Source organism: Micromonospora sp. Utrum1, assembly GCF_057197805.1.
Genome location: NZ_CM170071.1, coordinates 5,583,408 through 5,603,415 on the forward strand (window position 1 = coordinate 5,583,408; position 20,008 = coordinate 5,603,415).

17 protein-coding genes are annotated in these 20,008 nt (G+C 72.8%); 6 read left to right on the forward strand and 11 right to left on the reverse strand.

Going from position 1 to position 20,008, the window contains the following annotated elements:
- The first annotated feature begins 8 nt into the window (after positions 1–8).
- The 5 genes from tal to pgl all read left to right on the forward strand — a co-directional run bounded on the left by tal (position 9) and on the right by pgl (position 6,358).
- Positions 9–1,187 carry a transaldolase gene (gene tal, locus AC0OLQ_RS26200; RefSeq protein WP_484528488.1) on the forward strand — a complete coding sequence of 393 codons (1,179 nt, stop codon included), beginning with the start codon at positions 9–11 and terminating at the stop codon, positions 1,185–1,187.
- 69 nt (positions 1,188–1,256) lie between these two features.
- Positions 1,257–2,897 carry a glucose-6-phosphate isomerase gene (locus AC0OLQ_RS26205; RefSeq protein ID WP_484528489.1) on the forward strand — a complete coding sequence of 547 codons (1,641 nt, stop codon included), beginning with the start codon at positions 1,257–1,259 and terminating at the stop codon, positions 2,895–2,897.
- Between the two features lie 38 nt (positions 2,898–2,935).
- Positions 2,936–4,450, forward strand: coding sequence for a glucose-6-phosphate dehydrogenase (gene zwf / locus AC0OLQ_RS26210; RefSeq protein WP_484528490.1), 1,515 nt, complete (start codon positions 2,936–2,938; stop codon positions 4,448–4,450).
- Positions 4,451–4,481: 31 nt separating this feature from the next.
- A complete protein-coding gene (locus tag AC0OLQ_RS26215) occupies positions 4,482–5,498 on the forward strand; it encodes a glucose-6-phosphate dehydrogenase assembly protein OpcA (protein ID WP_357343843.1) in 1,017 nt (338 codons plus the stop codon).
- A gap of 89 nt (positions 5,499–5,587) precedes the next feature.
- Positions 5,588–6,358 (forward strand): 6-phosphogluconolactonase, encoded by a 771-nt coding sequence (pgl, locus tag AC0OLQ_RS26220; RefSeq protein ID WP_357343845.1) that lies wholly within the window; start codon positions 5,588–5,590, stop codon positions 6,356–6,358.
- A gap of 46 nt (positions 6,359–6,404) precedes the next feature.
- Here the strand turns inward: pgl and AC0OLQ_RS26225 are convergent, their stop codons facing one another.
- The 8 genes from AC0OLQ_RS26225 to rapZ form a co-directional block, all read right to left on the reverse strand.
- Positions 6,405–6,749 (reverse strand): RNA polymerase-binding protein RbpA, encoded by a 345-nt coding sequence (locus tag AC0OLQ_RS26225; protein ID WP_357343847.1) that lies wholly within the window; start codon positions 6,747–6,749, stop codon positions 6,405–6,407.
- A 132-nt stretch (positions 6,750–6,881) separates the two neighbouring features.
- Positions 6,882–7,142: a preprotein translocase subunit SecG gene (gene secG / locus AC0OLQ_RS26230; RefSeq protein WP_151461972.1), complete on the reverse strand. Its 261-nt coding sequence runs from the start codon at positions 7,140–7,142 to the stop codon at positions 6,882–6,884.
- Positions 7,143–7,237: 95 nt separating this feature from the next.
- Positions 7,238–8,029, reverse strand: a complete 792-nt coding sequence (gene tpiA, locus AC0OLQ_RS26235) for a triose-phosphate isomerase (protein ID WP_357343850.1) — start codon at positions 8,027–8,029, stop codon at positions 7,238–7,240.
- Complete coding sequence (locus AC0OLQ_RS26240; RefSeq protein WP_484528491.1) at positions 8,030–9,229, reverse strand: phosphoglycerate kinase; 1,200 nt, start codon at positions 9,227–9,229, stop codon at positions 8,030–8,032.
- On the reverse strand, positions 9,226–10,230 hold the full coding sequence (gene gap, locus AC0OLQ_RS26245) for a type I glyceraldehyde-3-phosphate dehydrogenase (RefSeq protein ID WP_357343854.1): 1,005 nt from the start codon (positions 10,228–10,230) through the stop codon (positions 9,226–9,228). Before gap ends, AC0OLQ_RS26240 begins: the two co-directional genes overlap by 4 nt.
- Before the next feature lie 264 nt (positions 10,231–10,494).
- Positions 10,495–11,475, reverse strand: a complete 981-nt coding sequence (gene whiA, locus AC0OLQ_RS26250; RefSeq protein WP_088999356.1) for a DNA-binding protein WhiA — start codon at positions 11,473–11,475, stop codon at positions 10,495–10,497.
- A gap of 56 nt (positions 11,476–11,531) precedes the next feature.
- The gene (locus AC0OLQ_RS26255) at positions 11,532–12,518 is read right to left on the reverse strand and encodes a gluconeogenesis factor YvcK family protein (protein WP_484528492.1); all 987 of its coding nucleotides are present in this window, start codon (positions 12,516–12,518) and stop codon (positions 11,532–11,534) included.
- Positions 12,515–13,423 carry an RNase adapter RapZ gene (rapZ, locus tag AC0OLQ_RS26260; RefSeq protein ID WP_355667025.1) on the reverse strand — a complete coding sequence of 303 codons (909 nt, stop codon included), beginning with the start codon at positions 13,421–13,423 and terminating at the stop codon, positions 12,515–12,517. Before rapZ ends, AC0OLQ_RS26255 begins: the two co-directional genes overlap by 4 nt.
- Before the next feature lie 227 nt (positions 13,424–13,650).
- Here rapZ and recQ point away from each other — a divergent pair, with 227 nt between their 5' ends.
- Positions 13,651–15,492, forward strand: a complete 1,842-nt coding sequence (gene recQ / locus AC0OLQ_RS26265) for a DNA helicase RecQ (RefSeq protein ID WP_484528493.1) — start codon at positions 13,651–13,653, stop codon at positions 15,490–15,492.
- Positions 15,493–15,575: 83 nt separating this feature from the next.
- On the opposite strand, the gene AC0OLQ_RS26270 is transcribed toward recQ, so the two are convergent.
- The 3 genes from AC0OLQ_RS26270 to AC0OLQ_RS26280 all read right to left on the reverse strand — a co-directional run bounded on the left by AC0OLQ_RS26270 (position 15,576) and on the right by AC0OLQ_RS26280 (position 19,974).
- A complete protein-coding gene (locus AC0OLQ_RS26270) occupies positions 15,576–16,229 on the reverse strand; it encodes a C39 family peptidase (protein WP_484528494.1) in 654 nt (217 codons plus the stop codon).
- A gap of 1,223 nt (positions 16,230–17,452) precedes the next feature.
- Positions 17,453–19,393, reverse strand: a complete 1,941-nt coding sequence (gene uvrC, locus AC0OLQ_RS26275; RefSeq protein WP_484528495.1) for an excinuclease ABC subunit UvrC — start codon at positions 19,391–19,393, stop codon at positions 17,453–17,455.
- Positions 19,394–19,482: 89 nt separating this feature from the next.
- Positions 19,483–19,974 (reverse strand): Rieske (2Fe-2S) protein, encoded by a 492-nt coding sequence (locus tag AC0OLQ_RS26280; RefSeq protein ID WP_357342936.1) that lies wholly within the window; start codon positions 19,972–19,974, stop codon positions 19,483–19,485.
- Between the last annotated feature and the right edge of the window lie 34 nt (positions 19,975–20,008).

Genomic DNA, 20,008 nt, shown 5'->3' on the forward strand with positions numbered 1-20,008 from the left:
TGGACGGCATGACGGACAGGCTGAGTGAGCTCCAGGCCGCTGGTGTGGCGATCTGGCTCGACGATCTTTCCCGGGTACGACTCAGCTCCGGCGGGCTGGACAAGCTCCGCCGCGAGTCGCACGTGGCCGGGGTCACCACCAATCCGACCATCTTCGCCAAGGCGCTCAGCGACGCCGACGAGTACAACTGGCAGCTGCACGACCTCGCCACCCGCGGCATCGAGGTCGAGGAGGCGGTCCGCATGCTCACCACGTACGACGTGCGGTGGGCCTGCGACGTGATGCGCCCGTCCTACGACAAGAGCGCCGGGGTGGACGGCCGGGTGTCGATCGAGGTCGACCCGCGGCTGGCCCACGACTCCGACCGGACCGTCGCCGAGGCCAAGGCGCTCTGGTGGCTGGTCGACCGGCCGAACCTGTTCATCAAGATCCCGGCCACCGAGGCGGGCCTGCCGGCGATCACCGCGACCCTGGCCGAGGGGGTCAGCGTGAACGTCACGCTGATCTTCGGCCTGGACCGGTACTCGGAGGTCATGGAGGCGTTCCTGGCCGGTCTCGAGCAGGCGAAGGCGAACGGTCACGACCTGTCGAAGATCGGCTCGGTGGCCTCGTTCTTCGTCTCCCGGGTCGACACCGAGGTGGACAAGCGGCTGGAGAAGATCGGCTCCGACGAGGCCAAGGCGCTGCGCGGGAAGGCGGCCATCGCCAACGCCCAGCTGGCGTACGAGCGCTACGGCAAGGTCTTCGGCTCCGACCGGTGGAAGAAGCTGGCCGACGCGGGCGCCCACCCGCAGCGCCCGCTGTGGGCCTCCACCTCGACCAAGAACCCCGACTACCGGGACGTCATCTACGTGGAGGAGCTGATCGCTCCCGGCACGGTCAACACCATGCCGGAATCGGTCATCCACGCCTACGCCGACCACGGCGAGACCCGCGGCGACACCATCACCGGCTCGTACGACGAGGCTCGCAAGGTCTTCACCGACCTCGAGGCGGCCGGCGTGGACATGACCGACGTGATCGCCACCCTCGAGCGGGAGGGCGTGGAAAAGTTCGAGACGAGCTGGCTCGAGCTGATCGACGGGGTCAAGAAGTCCCTGGCCGAGGCGGCCAAGGGCATCGGCCAGCCGGGCCGGGCCGCCAAGGGCAACGCGAAGGCCGCCGAAAAGGCCGGGGGCGACGCGTGACGGACGGCGCCGGACGCGTCCCGGGGGACCACCCCGGGACGCGTCACGCCACGAGGACGGGGTGGTGAGGTGAGCGACCTGCTGGCCGGCCGGGCGGACATCGCCGCCGGGCTGGCCGTGCACGGCGCGGACGCGGTCGACGGGTCCGCGCCCGCGTCCGTGCGGGCCGCGCTGGTCGCCGCGGACCTCCCCGCCCGGCTCGCCGCCAAGGACCCGACCCTCTGGGGGCCGGACGCCGAGGCGACGGCCCGGACCCGGCTGGGCTGGCTGGACACCCACGCGCGCAGCCGGGAACTCCTCCCCCAGCTCGCCGAGCTGACCGAGGAGCTGGCCGACCTGGACCACGTGGTGCTCGCCGGGACGGGCGGCTCCGCGCTCGCCCCGGAGGTGCTCGCCCGGACCCTCGGCCGGCCGCTGACCGTGCTGGACACCACCGACCCGGGCCAGGTCCGGGCGGCCCTGGCCGACCGGCTGGAGCGCACCGTGGTGGTGGTCGCCGGCAAGTCCGACGGCACGGTGGAGACGGACAGCGTCCGGCGGGCGTACCGGCAGGCGTTCCTGGACGCCGGGCTGACCGAGGCGGAGGCCGCCCGGCACTTCGTCGTGGTCACCGACCCCGGCTCCCCGCTCGAGGCGGTCGCCGACGAGTTGGGCGTGGTGGTCATCCAGTCCGACCCCGAGGTGGGCGGGCCATACTCGGCGCTCACCGCGTTCGGGCTGGTCCCCGCGGCGCTGGCCGGGGTGCCCGTCGCCGACCTGCTCGACGACGCCGAGGCCCTCGCCGGCGCGCTCGGCCGGGACCGGGACAACCCGGGCCTGGCCCTCGGGGCGGCACTCGGCGCGGCGGCCACCACCGGCCGGCCCACGGTCGCGCTGGTGTCCGACGGCACCGGGCTCGACGGGCTGGGTGACTGGGCCGAGCACCTGCTCGCCGAGTCCACCGGCAAGGCCGGCCGGGGCATCCTGCCGGTGGTGGTGGAGTCCCCGGACGCCCCCGGCGCCACCGGCCCGGACGTGCTGACCGTGGGCTACGGCGGCTCCCTCGGGCCGGGTGTCGCGCCCGGCCCCGCCGACGTGGCGGTCAACGGCCCGCTCGGCGCGCAGTTCCTCACCTGGGAGTACGCCACCGCGATCGCCTCCGCCGTGCTCGACGTCGACCCGTTCGACCAGCCGGACGTCGCCGAGGGCGAGGAGCACGCCGCGCGGCTGCTCACCGCCGGCCCGCCGCCGGAGTCGCCCTCGTCCACCGACGGCCCGGTCCAGGTGTACGCCCCGGCCGGGGCGCCAGCCGACCTGGCCGGCGCGCTGCGCTGGCTGCTCGACGGGCTGGGCGACGACGGCTATTTGGCGGTGACCGCGTACCTCGACCGGTGGGCCGACGCGGCGGTGGCCGGGCTGCGCCCGCTGCTGGCGCGGGCGACGGCGCGCCCGGTGACCTTCGGGTGGGGGCCGCGGTACCTGCGCTCCACCGGGCAGTACCACAAGGGCGGCCCGCGGGCGGGCAGCCACCTGCAGGTGACCGGGGCGGTCACCGACGACCTGCCGGTGCCCGGCCGCCCGTACACCTTCGGAGACCTTCAGGCGGCCCAGGCCGCCGGCGACCGGCGGGCCCTCGCCGGTCGCGGGCGGCCGGTGCTGCGCCTGCACCTGACCGAGCGGGCGGCGGGCGTCGCCCAGCTACTGGATGCGGCCGGACGGACACTGACGTGACGATGAATGACGTGACATCGGCGGAGCGAGGAGGCGGCATGAACCCGCTGCGCGATCCTCAGGACCGCCGGCTGCCACGGATCCCGGAGCCGTGCGCTCTGGTGATCTTCGGGGTGACCGGCGACCTGGCCAAGAAGAAGCTCCTGCCGGCGGTCTACGACCTGGCGAACCGGGGGCTGCTGCCGCCCGGTTTCGTGGTCCTGGGCTTCGCCCGGCGCGACTGGGGCGACGGCGACTTCGAGTCGCTGGCCCACGAGGCGGCCAAGAAGCACGCCCGTACCGCCTGGCGGGAGGAGGTCTGGGCCCGGCTCGCCGGCAACATCAAGTTCGTCGGCGGCTCGTTCGACGACGACGCCGCCTTCGACCACCTCGCCGCCACCCTCGACGAGCTGCGCGACACCCACGGCATCCCGGGCAACGCCGCCTTCTACTTCTCCATCCCCCCGGCGGCCTTCCCCGTGGTGCTCAAGCAGCTCGCCCGCACCGGCATGGCGGACAACGCCAAGTCCGGTGGCTGGCGCCGGGTGGTGGTGGAGAAGCCGTTCGGCAACGACCTGCCCTCGGCGAAGGCGCTCAACGACCTGGTCGACGACGTGTTCACCCGGCAGGACGTCTTCCGGATCGACCACTACCTGGGCAAGGAGACGGTCCAGAACATCCTGGCCCTGCGGTTCGCCAACAACCTGTTCGAGCCGCTGTGGAACTCCAAGTACGTCGACTCGGTGCAGATCACCATGGCCGAGGACGTCGGCATCGGCACCCGGGCCGCCTTCTACGACTCGGTCGGCACGGCCCGCGACGTGCTGCAGAACCATCTGCTCCAGCTGCTCGCCCTGGTGGCCATGGAGGAGCCGACCAGCTTCGACGCCGACGAGATCCGGACCGAGAAGCTCAAGGTCCTCAAGGCCATCACGGTGCCGCAGGACGTCTCCCAGGACACCGTCCGGGGCCAGTACCTGCCCGGCTGGGTCGGCGGCGAGCGCGCCGTCGGCTACCTCGAGGAGGAGGGCGTCCCGCCGGACTCCACCACCGAGACGTACGTGGCGGTGAAGCTGGGCATCCAGAACCGGCGCTGGGCCGGGGTGCCGTTCTACATCCGGGCCGGCAAGCGGCTGCCCCGGCGGGTCACCGAGGTGGCCATCGTGTTCAAGACGGCGCCGCACCTGCCGTTCAACCCGGCCGACATGGAGTCGCTCGGCCCCAACCAGCTCGTCATCCGGGTCCAGCCCGACGAGGGCGTGGTGCTGAAGTTCGGCTCCAAGGTGCCGGGCACCACCATGGAGGTCCGCGACATCGCGATGGACTTCCAGTACGGCGAGGCGTTCACCGAGTCCAGCCCCGAGGCGTACGAGCGGCTGGTGCTGGACGTGCTCATCGGCGACCGGACGCTGTTCCCGGACGCCGCCGAGGTGGAGCAGAGCTGGCAGGTGGTGGACCCCTTGGAGCACGCTTGGACGGGCACCACGCCGGAGCCGTACCGGGCCGGCGAGTGGGGTCCGCGGGCCGCGGACGAGATGCTGGCCCGCGATGGCCGGTCCTGGCGGAGAGCGTGAGCGAGCACTGTGAGCGAACCAGGAGGTTCCATTGATCGGGCTGTGGGACACCACCGGGAACGAGGTGGTCAAGGCGCTCGCCGCCGAGCGGCGTAGCGCGGGCGGGGTGGCCAGCGGCATGGCGCTCACGCTGATCGTCGTGGTCGACGAGAAGCGGGTCCGGGAGGCCGAGGCCGCGGCGACCATCGCGGCCGCCGCCCACCCGTGCCGGCTGCTCGTCGTGGTCCGCTCCGACGTCGAGCGGGACCGCAACCGGCTGGACGCCGAAATCGTCGTCGGCGGCCGGCTCGGCCCCTGCGAGGCGGTGGTGACCCGGATGTACGGCCGGCTCGCGCTGCACGCCGAGTCGGTGGTGATGCCGCTGCTGGTGCCGGACGTGCCGGTGGTGACCTGGTGGCACGGCGAACCGCCGGAGGAGATCGCCACCGACTTCCTCGGCGTGGTGGCCGACCGGAGGATCACCGACGCGGCGCAGGCCGCCGACCCGATCGCTGCGCTCAAGCAGCGGGCCGCCGACTACGCCCCGGGCGACACCGACCTGGCCTGGACCCGGATCACCCCGTGGCGCACCCTGGTCGCCGGGGCCTTCGACACCACCGAGGCGCGGGTCACCGAGGCGACCGTGGTGGCGCCGCGGACCGACCCGACGGCCGCGCTGATGCGGGGCTGGCTGATCGCTCGGCTCGGCATCGACCCGGCCTGGCAGCACACCGACGAGTTCCCCCGGATGCGCGAGGTGCAGCTGCGCTGCGCCAACGGCGACCAGCTGACGCTGAGCCGGGACGAGAACGTGGCCATCTTCCGGCGTACCGGCCAGGAGGACCGGACGCTGCCGCTGGTCCGCCGGCCGCTCGGCGACGAACTGGCCGAGGAGCTGCGCCGGCTCGACGCCGACCAGGTCTACGCGGAGGCGCTCGGCGCGACCGCCGGCCTGACCGGGCTCGACCAGCGGCCCGCCCAGCGGGTGCACGTGTGGAAGGATCCGGCGACCGCCCAGCGGGCCGAGGCCGGGCTCACCGCGCACGCCGGCGCGACCGCCAACGAGTGAGCGGCACCGCCGCGCGGCGGCACCGCCGCGCGGCGGTCGGACAGCACAGGTGACCGCCGTGGGGCGGTCGGAGGGCGAAGGCACGATGGATGAGTGAGGCGAGTGTCGCCGTACACGCCGATCCCGACCTGCTGGCGCAGGCGGTGGCGGCCCGGTTGGTGGTGAAGCTGCTCGACGCGCAGGCCGAGCGGGGCCAGGCGTCGGTGGTGCTGACCGGCGGGCGGATCGCCGCGGCGGTGTACCGGGCGGTGGCGCAGCTGCCGGCCCGGGACGCGGTCGACTGGTCCCGGGTCGACGTCTGGTGGGGCGACGAGCGGTTCCTGCCCTCGGGTGACCCGGAGCGCAACGAGACCCAGGCCCGGGCCGCGCTGCTGGACGGGGTGCCGCTGGACCCGGCCCGCATCCACCCGATGCCGGCCTCCGACGGGCCGGCCGGCAACGACCCGGAGGCGGCCGCCGCCGAGTACGGGCAGGAGCTGGCCCGGGCCGCCCGGCCGGGGACCGCCACCCTCCCCCACTTCGACGTGCTGATGCTGGGTGTCGGCGAGGACGGGCACGTGGCCTCGGTCTTCCCGGAGCATCCCGTGCACCACGACACCCGGCTGTGCAGCGCGGTCCGCGGCAGTCCCAAGCCGCCGCCGGTGCGCACGACGCTGACCCTGCCGGCGATCAACACGGCCGAGGAGGTGTGGCTGATCGCCGCCGGGGCGGACAAGGCCCGGGCGGTCGGGATGGCCCTCGCCGGGGCCGGGCCGGTGCAGCTGCCGGCGGCCGGGGTGCACGGGGTGTCCCGTACCCTCTGGCTGCTGGACCGGGCGGCGGCGGCCGACGTGCCGCCCCGGCTGCGCAGCCTGCGCTGAACGACGGTGGGAGCCCCGGCCCGGGCGGGTCGGCGCTCCCGCGTGTTCAGGCCCCGCCGCGCCGCCGGCGCAGCGTCTCCAGGGCCTCGGCGAGCAGCGCCTCGCCCTGCTCCGGGGTGCGCCGCTCCTGCACGTACGCCAGGTGGGACTTGTAGGGCTCGACCCGAGCCCGGCCGGGCGGGTTGCCCGGGTCGGGGCCGGCCGGCTCACCGCAGCGCGGGCAGTCCCAGGTCTCCGGGGTCTCCGCCTCGGCGGCGATGAGGAACTGGACGCGGTGGTTGTTCCCGCACCAGAAGGTGACGGGCCGGCGGGGCGCCGGCTCGATGCGCTGCTCGAAGCGCTCAGGGGCGGACCCGATCCGGGTGCCGCGGATGACGTTGCCACTGGACACGGCTGCTCGCTCCTGTCGTCGGAGGGGACCGCCGCCTTCGGGGGTGGGCGGCGGGCGACGCGTGGAGAAACACAAAAACTGCGCGCGGTCCGTAACGGACCGCGCGCAGATTGTACGACTCGGAGCGCCCGCTCAGGCGCCGCTGCCCGTCTGGAGCCGGAGCCAGAGCCCGATCCCGACGATGCACGCGAACCAGATGATCCCCACCAGAACCGTGTAGCGGTCGAGGTTCTTCTCGGCCACGGAGGAACCGGCCAGGCTGGAGCTGACGCCGCCGCCGAACATGCTCGACAACCCGCCGCCCTTACCACGGTGCAGGAGGATCAGCAGGGTGAGCAGGATGCTCGTGATGACCAGCAACACGATCATCGTGTAGGCGAACCAGATCGGCATGGCGGGGGTCAGTCCTCTCGTTGCGATCACTGCCCGGTCCTGACGGGCACGGCGGCACCGACCGGTGGGCGGGCAGCGTCAAGGATAGCGAGCGATCAGCGGGCGATGTGCTCCGGGAACCGGCAGATCTGCGCGAATTCCTCGGCGTCCAGGCTGGCGCCCCCGACCAGGGCCCCGTCCACGTCCGGCTGCGCCATGGTCGCCGCCACGTTCGACGACTTCACCGACCCGCCGTAGAGGATCCGGACCTGGTCCGCCGTGTCCTGGCCGAAGGTCTCCACCAGGCGCTTGCGCACCTCGCCGCAGACCTCCTGGGCGTCCTCCGGGGTCGCCGTCTTGCCGGTGCCGATCGCCCAGACCGGCTCGTACGCCACCACGACTTGGGTGACCTGCTCCGGGGTGAGCCCCTTCAGGGCGGCGTCGAGCTGGTCGCAGCAGTGCGGCACGTGCCGGAGCTGCTCGCGGATCTCCAGCCCCTCGCCGATGCAGAGGATCGGGGTGAGCCCGTTCGCCAGCGCCGCGGCCACCTTGGCGTTGATCAGCGCGTCGTCCTCGTGGTGGTACTGCCGCCGCTCGGAGTGGCCGACCACCACGTAGGTGCAGCCCAGCTTGGCGAGCATCGGCCCGGCGATGTCCCCGGTGTAGGCGCCCGACTGGAACGGCGACAGGTCCTGCGCGCCGTAGCCGATCAGGAGCTTGTCGCCGTCCACCGCGGTCTGCACGGTGCGCAGGTCGGTGAAGGGCGGCAGGACCACCGTCTCGACGGCGGTGAGCTGCTTCTCGTTGAGGCTCGCGGCCAGCTTCTGCACCAGCAGGTTGGCCTCGAGGTGGTTCAAATTCATCTTCCAGTTGCCGGCCATCAGCGGCCGACGGGTGGTGCTCGCCATTCAGCTCTCCAGGGCCGCGATGCCGGGGAGGGTCTTGCCCTCGAGGTATTCCAGGGAGGCGCCACCGCCGGTGGAGATGTGCCCGAACGAGGACTCGTCCAGGCCGAGCGCCCGCACCGCCGCGGCCGAGTCGCCGCCGCCGACCACGCTGAACGCGTCGGCCTTGGTGATCGCCTCGGCGATGCCCCGGGTGCCGTTGGCGAACGCGGCCATCTCGAACACGCCCATCGGCCCGTTCCAGAAGATCGTCTTCGCCTGGGACAGCGCGGCCGCGAAGCCGGCCACCGTCTCCGGGCCGATGTCCAGCCCCAGCCGGTGGCTCGGGATGCCGTCGGCGGGCACCGTGTCGTGGGTGGCGTCGGGCGCGAACGCGTCCGCGGCCACCACGTCGACCGGGAGCAGGATCTTGCCGCCCGAGCGCTCCAGGAGGTTGCGGCAGGTCTCGACCATCTCCTTCTCGAGCAGCGAGGCGCCCACCTCGTGGCCCTGGGCCTTGAGGAAGGTGAAGCACATCCCGCCGCCGATGAGCAGCCGGTCGACCGTGGGCAGCAGGGCCTCGATCACGGCCAGCTTGTCGGAGACCTTGGAGCCGCCCAGCACCACCACGTACGGCCGCTCCGGGTCGCCGGTGAGCTTGCTGAGCACCTCGACCTCGCGCAGCACGAGCCGGCCGGCGACGTGCGGCAGCCGGGCCGGCACGTCGTAGACGCTGGCGTGCTTGCGGTGCACCGCGCCGAAGGCGTCGTCGACGTAGGCGTCGCCGAAGGCGGCGAGCTGGTCGGCGAACGCGCCCCGCTCGGCGTCGTCCTTGCTGGTCTCACCCTTGTTGAAGCGCAGGTTCTCCAGCAGGGCGACCTGACCGTCGGCCAGGCCCTCCACGGTGGAACGGGCCGAGTCGCCGACGGTGTCCTCGGCGAAGTGCACCGGCGCGCCGAGCAGCTCGCCGAGCCGCCCGGCGACCGGGCGGAGGCTGAACTGCGGGTCGGGCGCGCCCTTCGGGCGGCCCAGGTGCGAGCAGACGACCACCTTGGCGCCGGCCTGGACCAGCGCGCTCAGGGTCGGCAGCACGGCCCGGATCCGGCCGTCGTCGGTGATCTCACCGCTCTGCTTGTCGAGCGGGACGTTCAGGTCGGCGCGCACGAGCACGCGCCGACCCGACACCCCCTCGCCGAGCAGGTCGTCGAGGTTGCGGATGCTCACAGCGACGAACCCACCAGCTTGACCAGGTCGACCAGGCGGTTGGAGTAGCCCCACTCGTTGTCGTACCAGCCGACCACCTTGACCTGGTTGCCGACCACCTTGGTCAGCGGCGCGTCGAAGATGCACGACGCCGGGTCGGTGACGATGTCGGTGGAGACGATCGGGTCCTCGTTGTAGATCAGGATGCCCTTGAGCGGGCCGTCCGCGGCGGCCTTCAGCGCGGCGTTGACCTCGTCCACGCTGGTCTCCCGAGCGACGTTGACGGTGAGGTCGGTGACCGAGCCGGTCGGGATCGGCACCCGCAGCGCGTACCCGTCGAGCTTGCCCTTGAGATCCGGCAGCACCAGGCCGATGGCCTTCGCGGCGCCGGTCGAGGTCGGCACGATGTTCAGCGCGGCGGCCCGGGCCCGGCGCAGGTCCTTGTGCGGCGCGTCCTGCAGGTTCTGGTCCTGGGTGTACGCGTGGATCGTGGTCATCAGACCGTGCTGGATGCCGAACGTGTCGTGCAGCACCTTGGCCATCGGAGCGAGGCAGTTGGTGGTGCAGGAGGCGTTCGAGATGATCGTGTGCTTGGCCGGGTCGTACTGGTCCTGGTTGACGCCCATGACCACGGTGACGTCCTCGTTCTTCGCCGGCGCGGAGATGATGACCTTCTTGGCCCCGCCGTCGATGTGCGCCTTCGCCTTGGTGGCGTCGGTGAAGAAACCGGTGGACTCGATGACGACGTCGGCGCCGACCTCGCCCCACGGCAGCTTGGCCGGGTCCTTCTCGGCGTACGCCTTGATGGTCTTGCCGCCCACGGTGATCTCGTCGGCGGTGGCCTTCACCTCGTGCGGGAGGCGACCCAGGATGCTGTCGTACTTGACAAGGTGGGCGAGCGTGGCGTTGTCGGTCAGGTCGTTGACCGCCACGACCTCGATGTCAGCGCCGGACGCCAGCACTGCCCGGAAGAAGTTGCGGCCGATCCGGCCGAAGCCGTTGATGCCAACCCGGATGGTCACAGGTCCCATCTCCTCGCGTTCTGGTCCGCCGGCGTCGAACCCCGGCCGGCGGAGATTGTTCGCCGACCGGTGGAGCCGGCCGTTGACGGTTCATCTCGGCCACCCCGCCGCGGTCCCAGGAGACCAGACCGCCCGAGGCGGTGAGCACGGCGAGGAGAGCCTTTGCCGGCCCCCTTGCCGTACGCAGCGACCCTATCCGAGCGCGCGCCGCCTCGCTGCGGCGGGTGGTGATCCCCCTCGCAGCTCGACGCCTCACCGGTCCTATCAGACCACGAGCATGTCGGGCGTGACGGCCGCTTCGGTATCCGGGATGCCCAGGTCGCGGGCCCGCTTGTCGGCGAGCGCGAGCAGCCGGCGAATCCGGCCGGCGATGGCGTCCTTGGTCAGCGGCGGGTCGGCCAACGCGCCGAGTTCCTCCAGCGAGGCCTGCCGGTGCTCCAGCCGCAGCCGGCCGGCCGAGGTCAGGTGGTTGGGGGCGTCCTCGGCGAGGATCTCCAGCGCGCGGGTGACCCGGGCGGCGGCGGCCACCGCGGCGCGGGCCGAGCGGCGCAGGTTGGCGTCGTCGAAGTTGGCCAGGCGGTTGGCGGTGGCCCGGACCTCGCGGCGCACCCGCCGTTCCTCCCAGGCGAGCACGCTGGAGTGGGCGCCGATCCGGGTGAGCAGCGCGGCGATCGCGTCGCCGTCCTTGACCACCACCCGGTCCACCCCGCGCACCTCGCGGTTCTTGGCGGTGATGCCGATCCGGCGGGCGGCGCCGACCAGGGCGAGCGCGGACTCCGGGCCGGGGCAGGTGATCTCCAGCGCGCTGGACCGGCCCGGCTCGGTCAGCGAGCCGTGCGCCATGAACGCGCCGCGCCAGGCGGAGACCGCGCAGCAGACGTTGGCGGCCACCACGTGCGGCGGCAGGCCGCGCACCGGGCGGCCCCGGACGTCCAGCAGGCCGGTCTGCCGGGCGAGGGCCTCGCCGTCCTTGACCACCCGCACGATGAAGTGGCTGCCCTTGCGCAGGCCCCCCGAGGCCAGCACGTGGATCTCGCTCGGGTAGCCGTAGACCTCGGCGATCTCCCGGCGGAGCCGCCGGGCCACCGCGCCGGTGTCCAGCTCCGCCTCGACCACGACGCGACCCGACACGATGTGCAGGCCGCCGGCGAACCGGAGCAGGGCGGCCATCTCCGCCCGCCGGCAGCAGGGCTTGGGCACGTCGACCCGACTCAGCTCGTCCTTGACCGCAGCCGTCATCGCCATGTTGCGCGCCCCCTCACGGACCGGTTCCGGCGTGTCGCCGGTGATTACGTACGTGTCTAACGATCGGCGCCCAGGACAGGCACCAGCGCGGCGCCCAGGGCGGCCGGGTCATGACGGGGCGTGCCGTCGGTGACGGCGACGGGAGCGAGGACCAGCCGGGCACCCAGCGATTCTGCCGCACGTTCGACCGCCACGGGATCACCCACCGCCTTGGAGTCGGCCAGCACCATGTCCACCTTCAACTCGGGCAGATAGCGCCGGAGGGTGTCCAAATGGTCAGGCAGGGAGAGCCCGAGGGTCTCCTTCTCCGCCACCAGGTTGAGGGTCACCAGGCGACGCGCCGGGCTGGAGACGATCGCGTCGGCCAGGCCCGGCACCAGCAGGTGCGGCAGCACGCTGGTGTACCAGCTGCCCGGCCCGAAGATCAGCCAGTCGGCCGCGCGCACCGCGGTCACCGCCTCGGCGCAGGCGGCCGGCGCGGCCGGGGTGAGCCGCAGCGACTCAACCGTGCCGGAGGTGACCGCCACCTGGTGCTGGCCGCGCACCGTGCGGACCTCGTCGGGGCGGTCCGGGTCGGCGCCGCGTACCCGGGCCTCGATGCCGACCGGCTGCCGGGACATCGGCAGCACCCGACCGACCGCGCCGAGCATCGCGCCGGCGTGGTCGAGCGCGACCACCGGGTCGCCGAGCAGCTCGGTCAGCCCGTGCAGCAGCAGGTTGCCGACCGCGTGGCCGGCGAGCGAATCGGCCGCTCCCCCGCTCGCCGCGGCCGCGGCGGCGGCGGCGAAGCGGTGCTGGAAGAGCGCCGCGCTGCGCCGGGTGGCCGGGTGGTCGCCGGCCAGGGCGACGAGCGCCTGCCGCAGGTCGCCCGGGGGCAGGCCGCCGCGCTCCGCGCGCAGCCGCCCGCTGGAGCCGCCGTCGTCGCCGACGGTGACCACCGCGGTGATGTCCAGGTCCAGTTCGGGTACGCAGTGCCGCAGCGCCCGCAGCGACGCCGAGAGCCCGTGCCCGCCGCCGAAGGCGACCACCCTGGTCGGGTTCATTCCCGCCCCAGGTCCCGGTGCTGCGCGTTCGCGGCGATGCCGGAGCGGCGCAGCCGGGCGGCCAGCTCCTCGGCGATCGCCACGCTGCGGTGCTTGCCGCCCGTGCAGCCGACGGCCACGGTCAGGTAGCGCTTGCCCTCCCGCTCGAAACCGGCGGTGGTGGCGTTGACCAGGTCCGCGTACCCGGCCACGAAGGCGTCCGCCCCCTCCTGGCCCAGCACGTACGCGCTGACCGCCTCCTCGCGCCCGGTGTGCTCGCGCAGCTCCGGCACCCAGTACGGGTTGGGCAGGAACCGGGCGTCCATCACGAAGTCGGCGTCCGGCGGGAGGCCGTACTTGAAGCCGAAGGAGAGCACGGTGATCCGCAACCGGCGGGAGTCCTCCCCGCCGAACAGCTCCTCGACCCGGCGGCGGAGCTGGTTCACGTTCAGGTGGCTGGTGTCGATGATCACGTCGGCCTGGTCCCGGGCCTCCTCCAGCAGGGCCCGCTCCACGGCGATCCCGTCGGCCAGCCGCCCGTCGCCCTGCAACGGGTGCGAGCGGCGCACGCTCTCGAACCGGCGGATCAGCACCTCGTCGTCGGCGTCGACGAAGACCACCCGGGGCTGGAAGCCGCGCTCGCGCAGCTCCCGGATCGCCCCGGCCAGGTCGGTGGAGAAGGCCCGCGAGCGGACGTCCAGCACCATCGCCGTACGCCGGGCCGCGCCACCGGCCTTGAAGGCCAGCTCGGCCATGTCCAGCATCAGCGCCTGGGGCAGGTTGTCCACCACGTAGTAGCCGACGTTCTCCAGCGCCCGGGCCACGGTGCTGCGGCCACCGCCGGACAGGCCGGTCACCACCACCAGGGTGGTCTCCGCCTCGGCCGGTGCCGGCCGTCCGAGAGCTGTCTCCGCGTTGGTCGGCACCAGGTCTCCCGCCGTCCGCGCCTCGCTCACCCGCTACCCCCAGCCGTGGCGCCGCGGCCGGTCGGCCGCGCGTGGTCAGTCAGCGACTCTAACGGCTGCGACCCCGCCCGGGATTCCACGGGGTGACGACCGGAACAGCTGCTTGTCCGTTTTGTCGAGGTCCGGGTTGCCGCCACACGCCCGTTCGGGGGCGGGGCGCTGTCGGCGGACGCTCGTAGACTGCGCGGATGGTCTCCCCCACCGATGAGCGGACCGAGGACGCGCTGCGGGTGCTCCGCCGGGTGTTCGGCTACGACGCCTTCCGCGGATTCCAGCACGAGGTCGTCGAGCACGTGGTGGCCGGCGGCGACGCGCTGGTGCTGATGCCCACCGGGGGCGGCAAGTCGCTCTGCTACCAGATCCCGGCGCTGGTCCGCGACGGCGTGGCGGTGGTGGTCTCGCCGCTGATCGCGCTCATGCAGGACCAGGTCGACGCGCTCACCGCCGTCGGCGTCCGGGCCGGCTTCCTCAACTCGACCCAGGACCTCACCGAGCGGCGGCGGGTCGAGGCGGCGTTCCTCGCCGGCGAGCTCGACCTGCTCTACCTGGCGCCGGAGGCGCTGGCAACGCGCGGCACGGTCGCCCTGCTGGAGCGCGGGCGGATCGCGCTCTTCGCGATCGACGAGGCGCACTGCGTCTCGCAGTGGGGGCACGACTTCCGCCCCGACTACCTCAACCTGTCGATGCTGCACGAGCGCTGGCCGGGCGTGCCGCGGATCGCGCTGACCGCGACCGCCACCGGGGCCACCCGCACCGAGATCGCCACCCGGCTCAAGCTGACCGACGCGCGGCACTTCGTGGCCAGCTTCGACCGGCCCAACATCCAGTACCGGATCGTCCCCAAGCGGGAGCCGCGCAAGCAACTGCTCGCCCTGCTGCGCGACGAGCACCCGGGCGACGCCGGCATCGTCTACTGCCTGTCCCGGGCCTCGGTGGAGAAGACCGCCGAGTTCCTGGTCGCCAACGGCATCCCGGCGCTGCCCTACCACGCCGGGCTCGACGCGGGGACCCGAGCGGTCAACCAGCAGCGCTTCCTGCGCGAGGACGGGCTGGTCATGGTCGCCACCATCGCCTTCGGCATGGGCATCGACAAACCCGACGTGCGCTTCGTCGCCCACCTCGACCTGCCCAAGTCGGTGGAGGGCTACTACCAGGAGACCGGCCGCGCCGGGCGGGACGGGCTGCCGTCGACGGCCTGGCTGGCCTACGGGCTCCAGGACGTGGTGCAGCAGCGCAAGATGATCGAGACGTCGGAGGGCGACCTGGCCCACCGGCGCAACCTCGCCGCCCACCTCGACGCCATGCTGGCGCTCTGCGAGACCGTCCGCTGCCGCCGCGCCCAGTTGCTCGAATACTTCGGCGAGGGCGGCACCGCCAACTGCGGCAACTGCGACACCTGCCTGGAGCCGCCGGAGTCCTGGGACGGCACGGTCGCCGCGCAGAAGCTGCTCTCCACCGTCTACCGGCTGGACCGGGAACGCAACCAGCGCTTCGGCGCCGGGCACTGCGTGGACATCCTGCTCGGCAAGCGCACCGACAAGGTCGACCAGTACGGCCACGACTCGCTGAGCACCTTCGGCATCGGCACCGACCTGCGCGAGGCCGAGTGGCGGGGCGTGGTGCGGCAACTGCTCGCCGAGGGCCTGCTCGCCGTCGAGGGCGACTACGGCACCCTGGCCCTGACCGAGGCGAGCGCCGAGGTGCTGGGCCGCCGGCGCACGGTCACCATGCGGCGGGAGCCGGAACGGCCGACGTCCGGCCGGTCCGCCAAGCCCCGGGGCGCGGCCACCGTGGTGGCCGACCTCGCCCCGGCCGCCGTCCCAGTGTTCGAGCGGCTCCGCGCCTGGCGGGCGGCCACCGCCAAGGAACAGGGCGTCCCGGCGTACGTGATCTTCCACGACGCCACCCTGCGGCAGATCGCCACCGAGGCGCCGACCTCGCTGGCCGAGCTGTCCCGGATCAGCGGCGTGGGCGACAACAAGCTGGCCAAGTACGGCGAGGGGATCCTCGCCGTCCTCGCCGACTCCTGAGACACGGTCCTGAGACATGACGAAGGGCCGGCCCCTTGTGAGGGCCGGCCCTTCGTGCTCGCTCCTGTTCAGCTGGTCGCCGGTCAGGAGGCGCTGTAGCCGCGGGTGGCGATCCAGTCGGCGAGGTTGTCCACGCTCATCCGGTAGGAGGCCATGTTCGGGTCGGCGGAGTCCGCGATGGTCACGGTCTTCCCGCCGTCGCGGTAGCCGATGACGCTGATGTAGTGGCCGCCTTCGAAGGAGTGGGTGTTGCCGTCGGTGTCGGTGGCGGTGCCGGCGATGTTGGCGACGATCGCGCGGCCGTCGTCGACGGTGCGGACGATGTCAGCCCGCAGGGTGTCGGTCTGCTTGTCGTCGGCCTTGCCGTCCCGGATTTCCACCGACCGGTAGTGCTTGCCGGTCTCCTTGTTCAGGACGGGGGTGATGTCGTTGATGCTGTTGGTGCCCGCCTCGGTGGTGCCCATTTCCTTGGCCATGGCGTCGACGTCGATGTTCTTGCCGAGCACGCTGATGGCGTTACGGGCGGCGGCGGGGCCGCAGTAGTAGAAGTTCGGCTGGGCCTCGTAGCGGACGTCCAGCTCCCGCTCGCCGTGACCCTTACGGTCGGTGCTGACCTGGGCGGCCTTCTCGGCGGGGGTGGCCTGGGCGGCGATGGCCGGGCCGGCGATCCCACCGGCGGTCGCGGCGAAGCCGGCGGCGGTCAGAACGGTGTTACGAAGCATGGTGTTGGTACGCATGATGAAGTCACGCCTTCCGTTCGGGGGTGAGCGGCACACGCAATAGGGGGTGCGGGTGCCGCTGAAAGGGAAAGTCTGTGAGTGGGTGCCCGGCGATCAGGGGGTGACCTGCTCGGGCGGCCGGGGGGTGTAACCACCGGCGGCGGGGAAGTGATTCCCACGCCCAAGGTCCGGTGTCCTCGGGGGGATGTAACCACCGGCGCCGGGAGACGATTCCCTGGCTCACCGGCTCGAACCGGTGGTGCGCGGTCCGGGCGATGTAACGACCGGGGCCTAGGGGTCATTCCCTCGGCTGACCCGGCCACCCGGTGGTGCGGGGTCTGGGGGGTGTAACGACCGGGGCCGGGACGTGATTCCCTCGGCTCGCCTGCTCGGCGCTACGAGGTCCACCAGCTGTAACGACCGGTGGGGGCCGGTCATTCCGACCCGCAGCTGGCCTCACCCTCAGGTCGGGCGGGGTGCTGCGCGGTCTGCCATGTTCAACGACCCCGCCCCCGGCATGATTCCGCCCTGACGGTGGCGCCGACCACCCCACGGCACCGGGCCGAAATCGGACACCGACCCCACCACCGGCCACCACGAACGCGACAGCCGCCCACGCCGCACAAGCCGGTGCTGACCCGCGCCCCAGTACAGAGCCCACCGCCAGGTCGGCGAGGTGGCGGTATCCGGGCAGCACGGACACCCCCACCTCGCCGAGCCGGAGCCGATCATGCAGGGGTGGTGGCCATCGGCCGCGCCGACGCGACGAATGGGCGGTTTGCCCGGTATCCCCGCAGAAACTGACGCCAACTGGCAGGTGCTTGGGCACGAGGCCCGCGTCATGCCCGCCAGGCGGCCAGCGCTTGGGCAGCCCATCGAGCGCCCGAAACTGCACGCCGCCGGGCGGCCCGAACTGCACGCCGCCGGGCGGCCCGGCACTTCGGCGCCCATTAAGGGCCCGAACCGCACGCCGTCGGTAACGGACAACCCGGATCTTGGACACTTTCCGTTCGCAGCGGACGGAAACTGTCCAAGATCCGCCGCGAGAGGTGCGCCGCCCGGCGGACCGAGCGAGGGCCAGCGACCACCGGCCGCAGCAGTCAGCAGTCAGCAGTCAGCAGTCAGCAGTCAGCAGTCAGCAGTCAGCGAGTGTGTAACGGACATTCCACCCACCCGCGTCCAGGCCGCTCGACCGGCGCCCATGGGTGGAACCTCCCGAACCCGGAGAACCCGGGACCCGGTCAGGCGCTGGGGGTCCGCTGGGCGCCTTCGTCGAGGGCGGCCAGGATCGCCTCCGCGGTCCGCTTGCCCACCCCCGGCACCTCGGTGATCTCGTCGACCGTCGCCGCCGAAAGCCGCTTCAGCGAGCCGAAGTGCCGCAGGAGCGCCTTGCGGCGTACCTCGCCGAGGCCGGGAATGTTGTCCAGCGCCGACTCGGTCATCCGCTTGGAGCGCCGCTGGCGGTGGAAGGTGATGGCGAAGCGGTGCGCCTCGTCGCGTACCCGCTGGAGCAGGTAGAGCGCCTCGGAGGTGCGGGGCAGGATGACGGGGAACTCATCGTCGGGCAGCCAGACCTCCTCCAGCCGCTTGGCCAGCCCGCAGAGCGCCACGTCGTCGATGCCCAGCTCGGCGAGGGCCTGCGCGGCGGCCGCCACCTGCGGCGGGCCGCCGTCGACCACGACCAGCTGCGGTGGGTACGCGAACTTGCGGGGCCGTCCGGTGGTCGGGTCGATGCCGGGCCGGTCGGGGTCGCTGGCGGTCTCGTCGCCGATCTCCCCGGTTTCGGCGCGGGCGTCGAGGTAGCGGGCGAAGCGCCGGCGCAGCACCTCGGACATGGCGGAGAGGTCGTCGGTGGCCCCGCGCACGATGAACCGGCGGTACTCGCTCTTGCGGGGCAGGCCGTCCTCGAAGACGACCATGCTGGCCACCACGTCGGTGCCCTGGATCTGGGAGACGTCGAAGCACTCGATGCGCAGCGGGGAGGTCCGCATGCCGAGCGAGTCGGCGATCTCGTCGAGGGCCTGGCTGCGGGTGGTCAGGTCGCCGGCCCGCTTGAGCTTGTGCCGGGCCAGCGCGTCCTTGGCGTTGCGCTCGACGGTCTCCAGCAGGGACCGCTTGTCGCCGCGCTGCGGCACCCGCAGTGACACCCGGCTGCCCCGGCGGGTGGAGAGCCAGTCGGCGAGCGCGTCGACGTCGCCGGGCAGCTCGGGGACGAGCAGCTCGCGCGGGAGGTCGGCCTCGCCCTGTTCGCCGCCGTAGACCTGGGTGCAGAAGTGGTGCACCAGGTCGCCGGTGGTCAGCTCCTCGGTCTTCTCCACCACCCAGCCGCGCTGGCCGCGGACCCGGCCGTCGCGGACGTGGAAGACCTGGACCGCGGCCTCCAGGGGGTCGTCGGCGAAGGCCACCACGTCGGCGTCGGTGCCGTCGCCGAGCACGACGGTCTGCTTCTCCATGGCCCGGCGCAGCGCCGCCACGTCGTCGCGGAGCCGGGCGGCCCGCTCGAACTCGAGCTGCTCGCTGGCCTCCAGCATCTCCTTCTCGAGCCGGCGGACCATGGTGTCGGTGCGGCCGGCCATGAAGTCGCAGAAGCCGTTGACGATCTCCCGGTGCCCCTCGGCGGTGACGCTGCCGACGCAGGGCGCGGAGCACTTGCCGATGTAACCCAGCAGGCAGGGCCGGCCGACCTGGCCGGCCCGCTTGAACACGCCGGAGGAGCAGGTCCGCGCCGGGAAGACCCGGAGCAGCAGGTCCAGCGTCTCGCGGATGGCCCAGGCGTGCGAGTACGGCCCGAAGTAGCGCACCCCCTTGCGCTTGGCGCCGCGCATCACCTGCAGCCGCGGGTATTCCTCGTCGAGGGTCACGGCCAGGTACGGGTACGACTTGTCGTCGCGGTAGCGGACGTTGAACCGCGGGTCGTACTGCTTGATCCAGGTGTATTCCTGCTGGAGCGCCTCGACCTCGGTGGCGACGGTGATCCAGTCGACCGACTCGGCGGTGAAGACCATCTGCCGGGTGCGCTGGTGCAGGTTGACCGGGTCGGCGAAGTAGGAGTTGAGCCGGCTGCGCAGGTTGCGCGCCTTGCCGACGTAGATCACCTGGCCGGTGCCGTCGCGGAAGCGGTAGACCCCTGGCGACTCCGGGATGGTGCCAGGTGCGGGACGGTAGGTCGAGGGGTCAGCCACGCGCCAAGCCTAGTCCGCACCCCCGACACCCGGCCGTCGCCGCGTGTCCCCCGCCACGGCGGCTGCGGGCAGGGGACGCGCCGGGACGGTCAGGCCAGGGTGATCTGCTCGCCGGTGACCTTGATGTTCTTCGGCGCCAGCGGCCTGGTCGCCGGGCCCTGCTTCACCGAGCCGTCGGTGATCGAGAACCGGCTGTTGTGGCAGGTGCAGTTGATGGTGCCGCCGTCGACGTTCGACACCGGGCAGCCCTGGTGGGTGCAGATCGGGTCGAAGGCCTTGAACTGGCCGGCCTCGGGCTGGGTGATGACGACGCCCTGGCTGGCGAAGACCGCACCGCCGCCGACCGGGATGTCGGTGGTCCGGGCGAGCGGGCCCTTGCTGTCCCGGTTGCCGCCCTCGGGATCGCCGGCGTTGGTGGCGCCGGGAGGGCCGGCGCTGGTGGGAGCCGAGCCGCCCGCCGTGTCGCCCGCGTCGTCGCCGCAGGCGGTCAGCACCACAGCCGCCCCGACCGCGCCGGCGCCCGCCAGCAGGGCCCGGCGAGTCTGCCCACCCGGCCCGGTCAGCACCTCGTCGTCACTCATGTCCGGCCTTTCTCTCGGCTGCCGCCACCCGTCG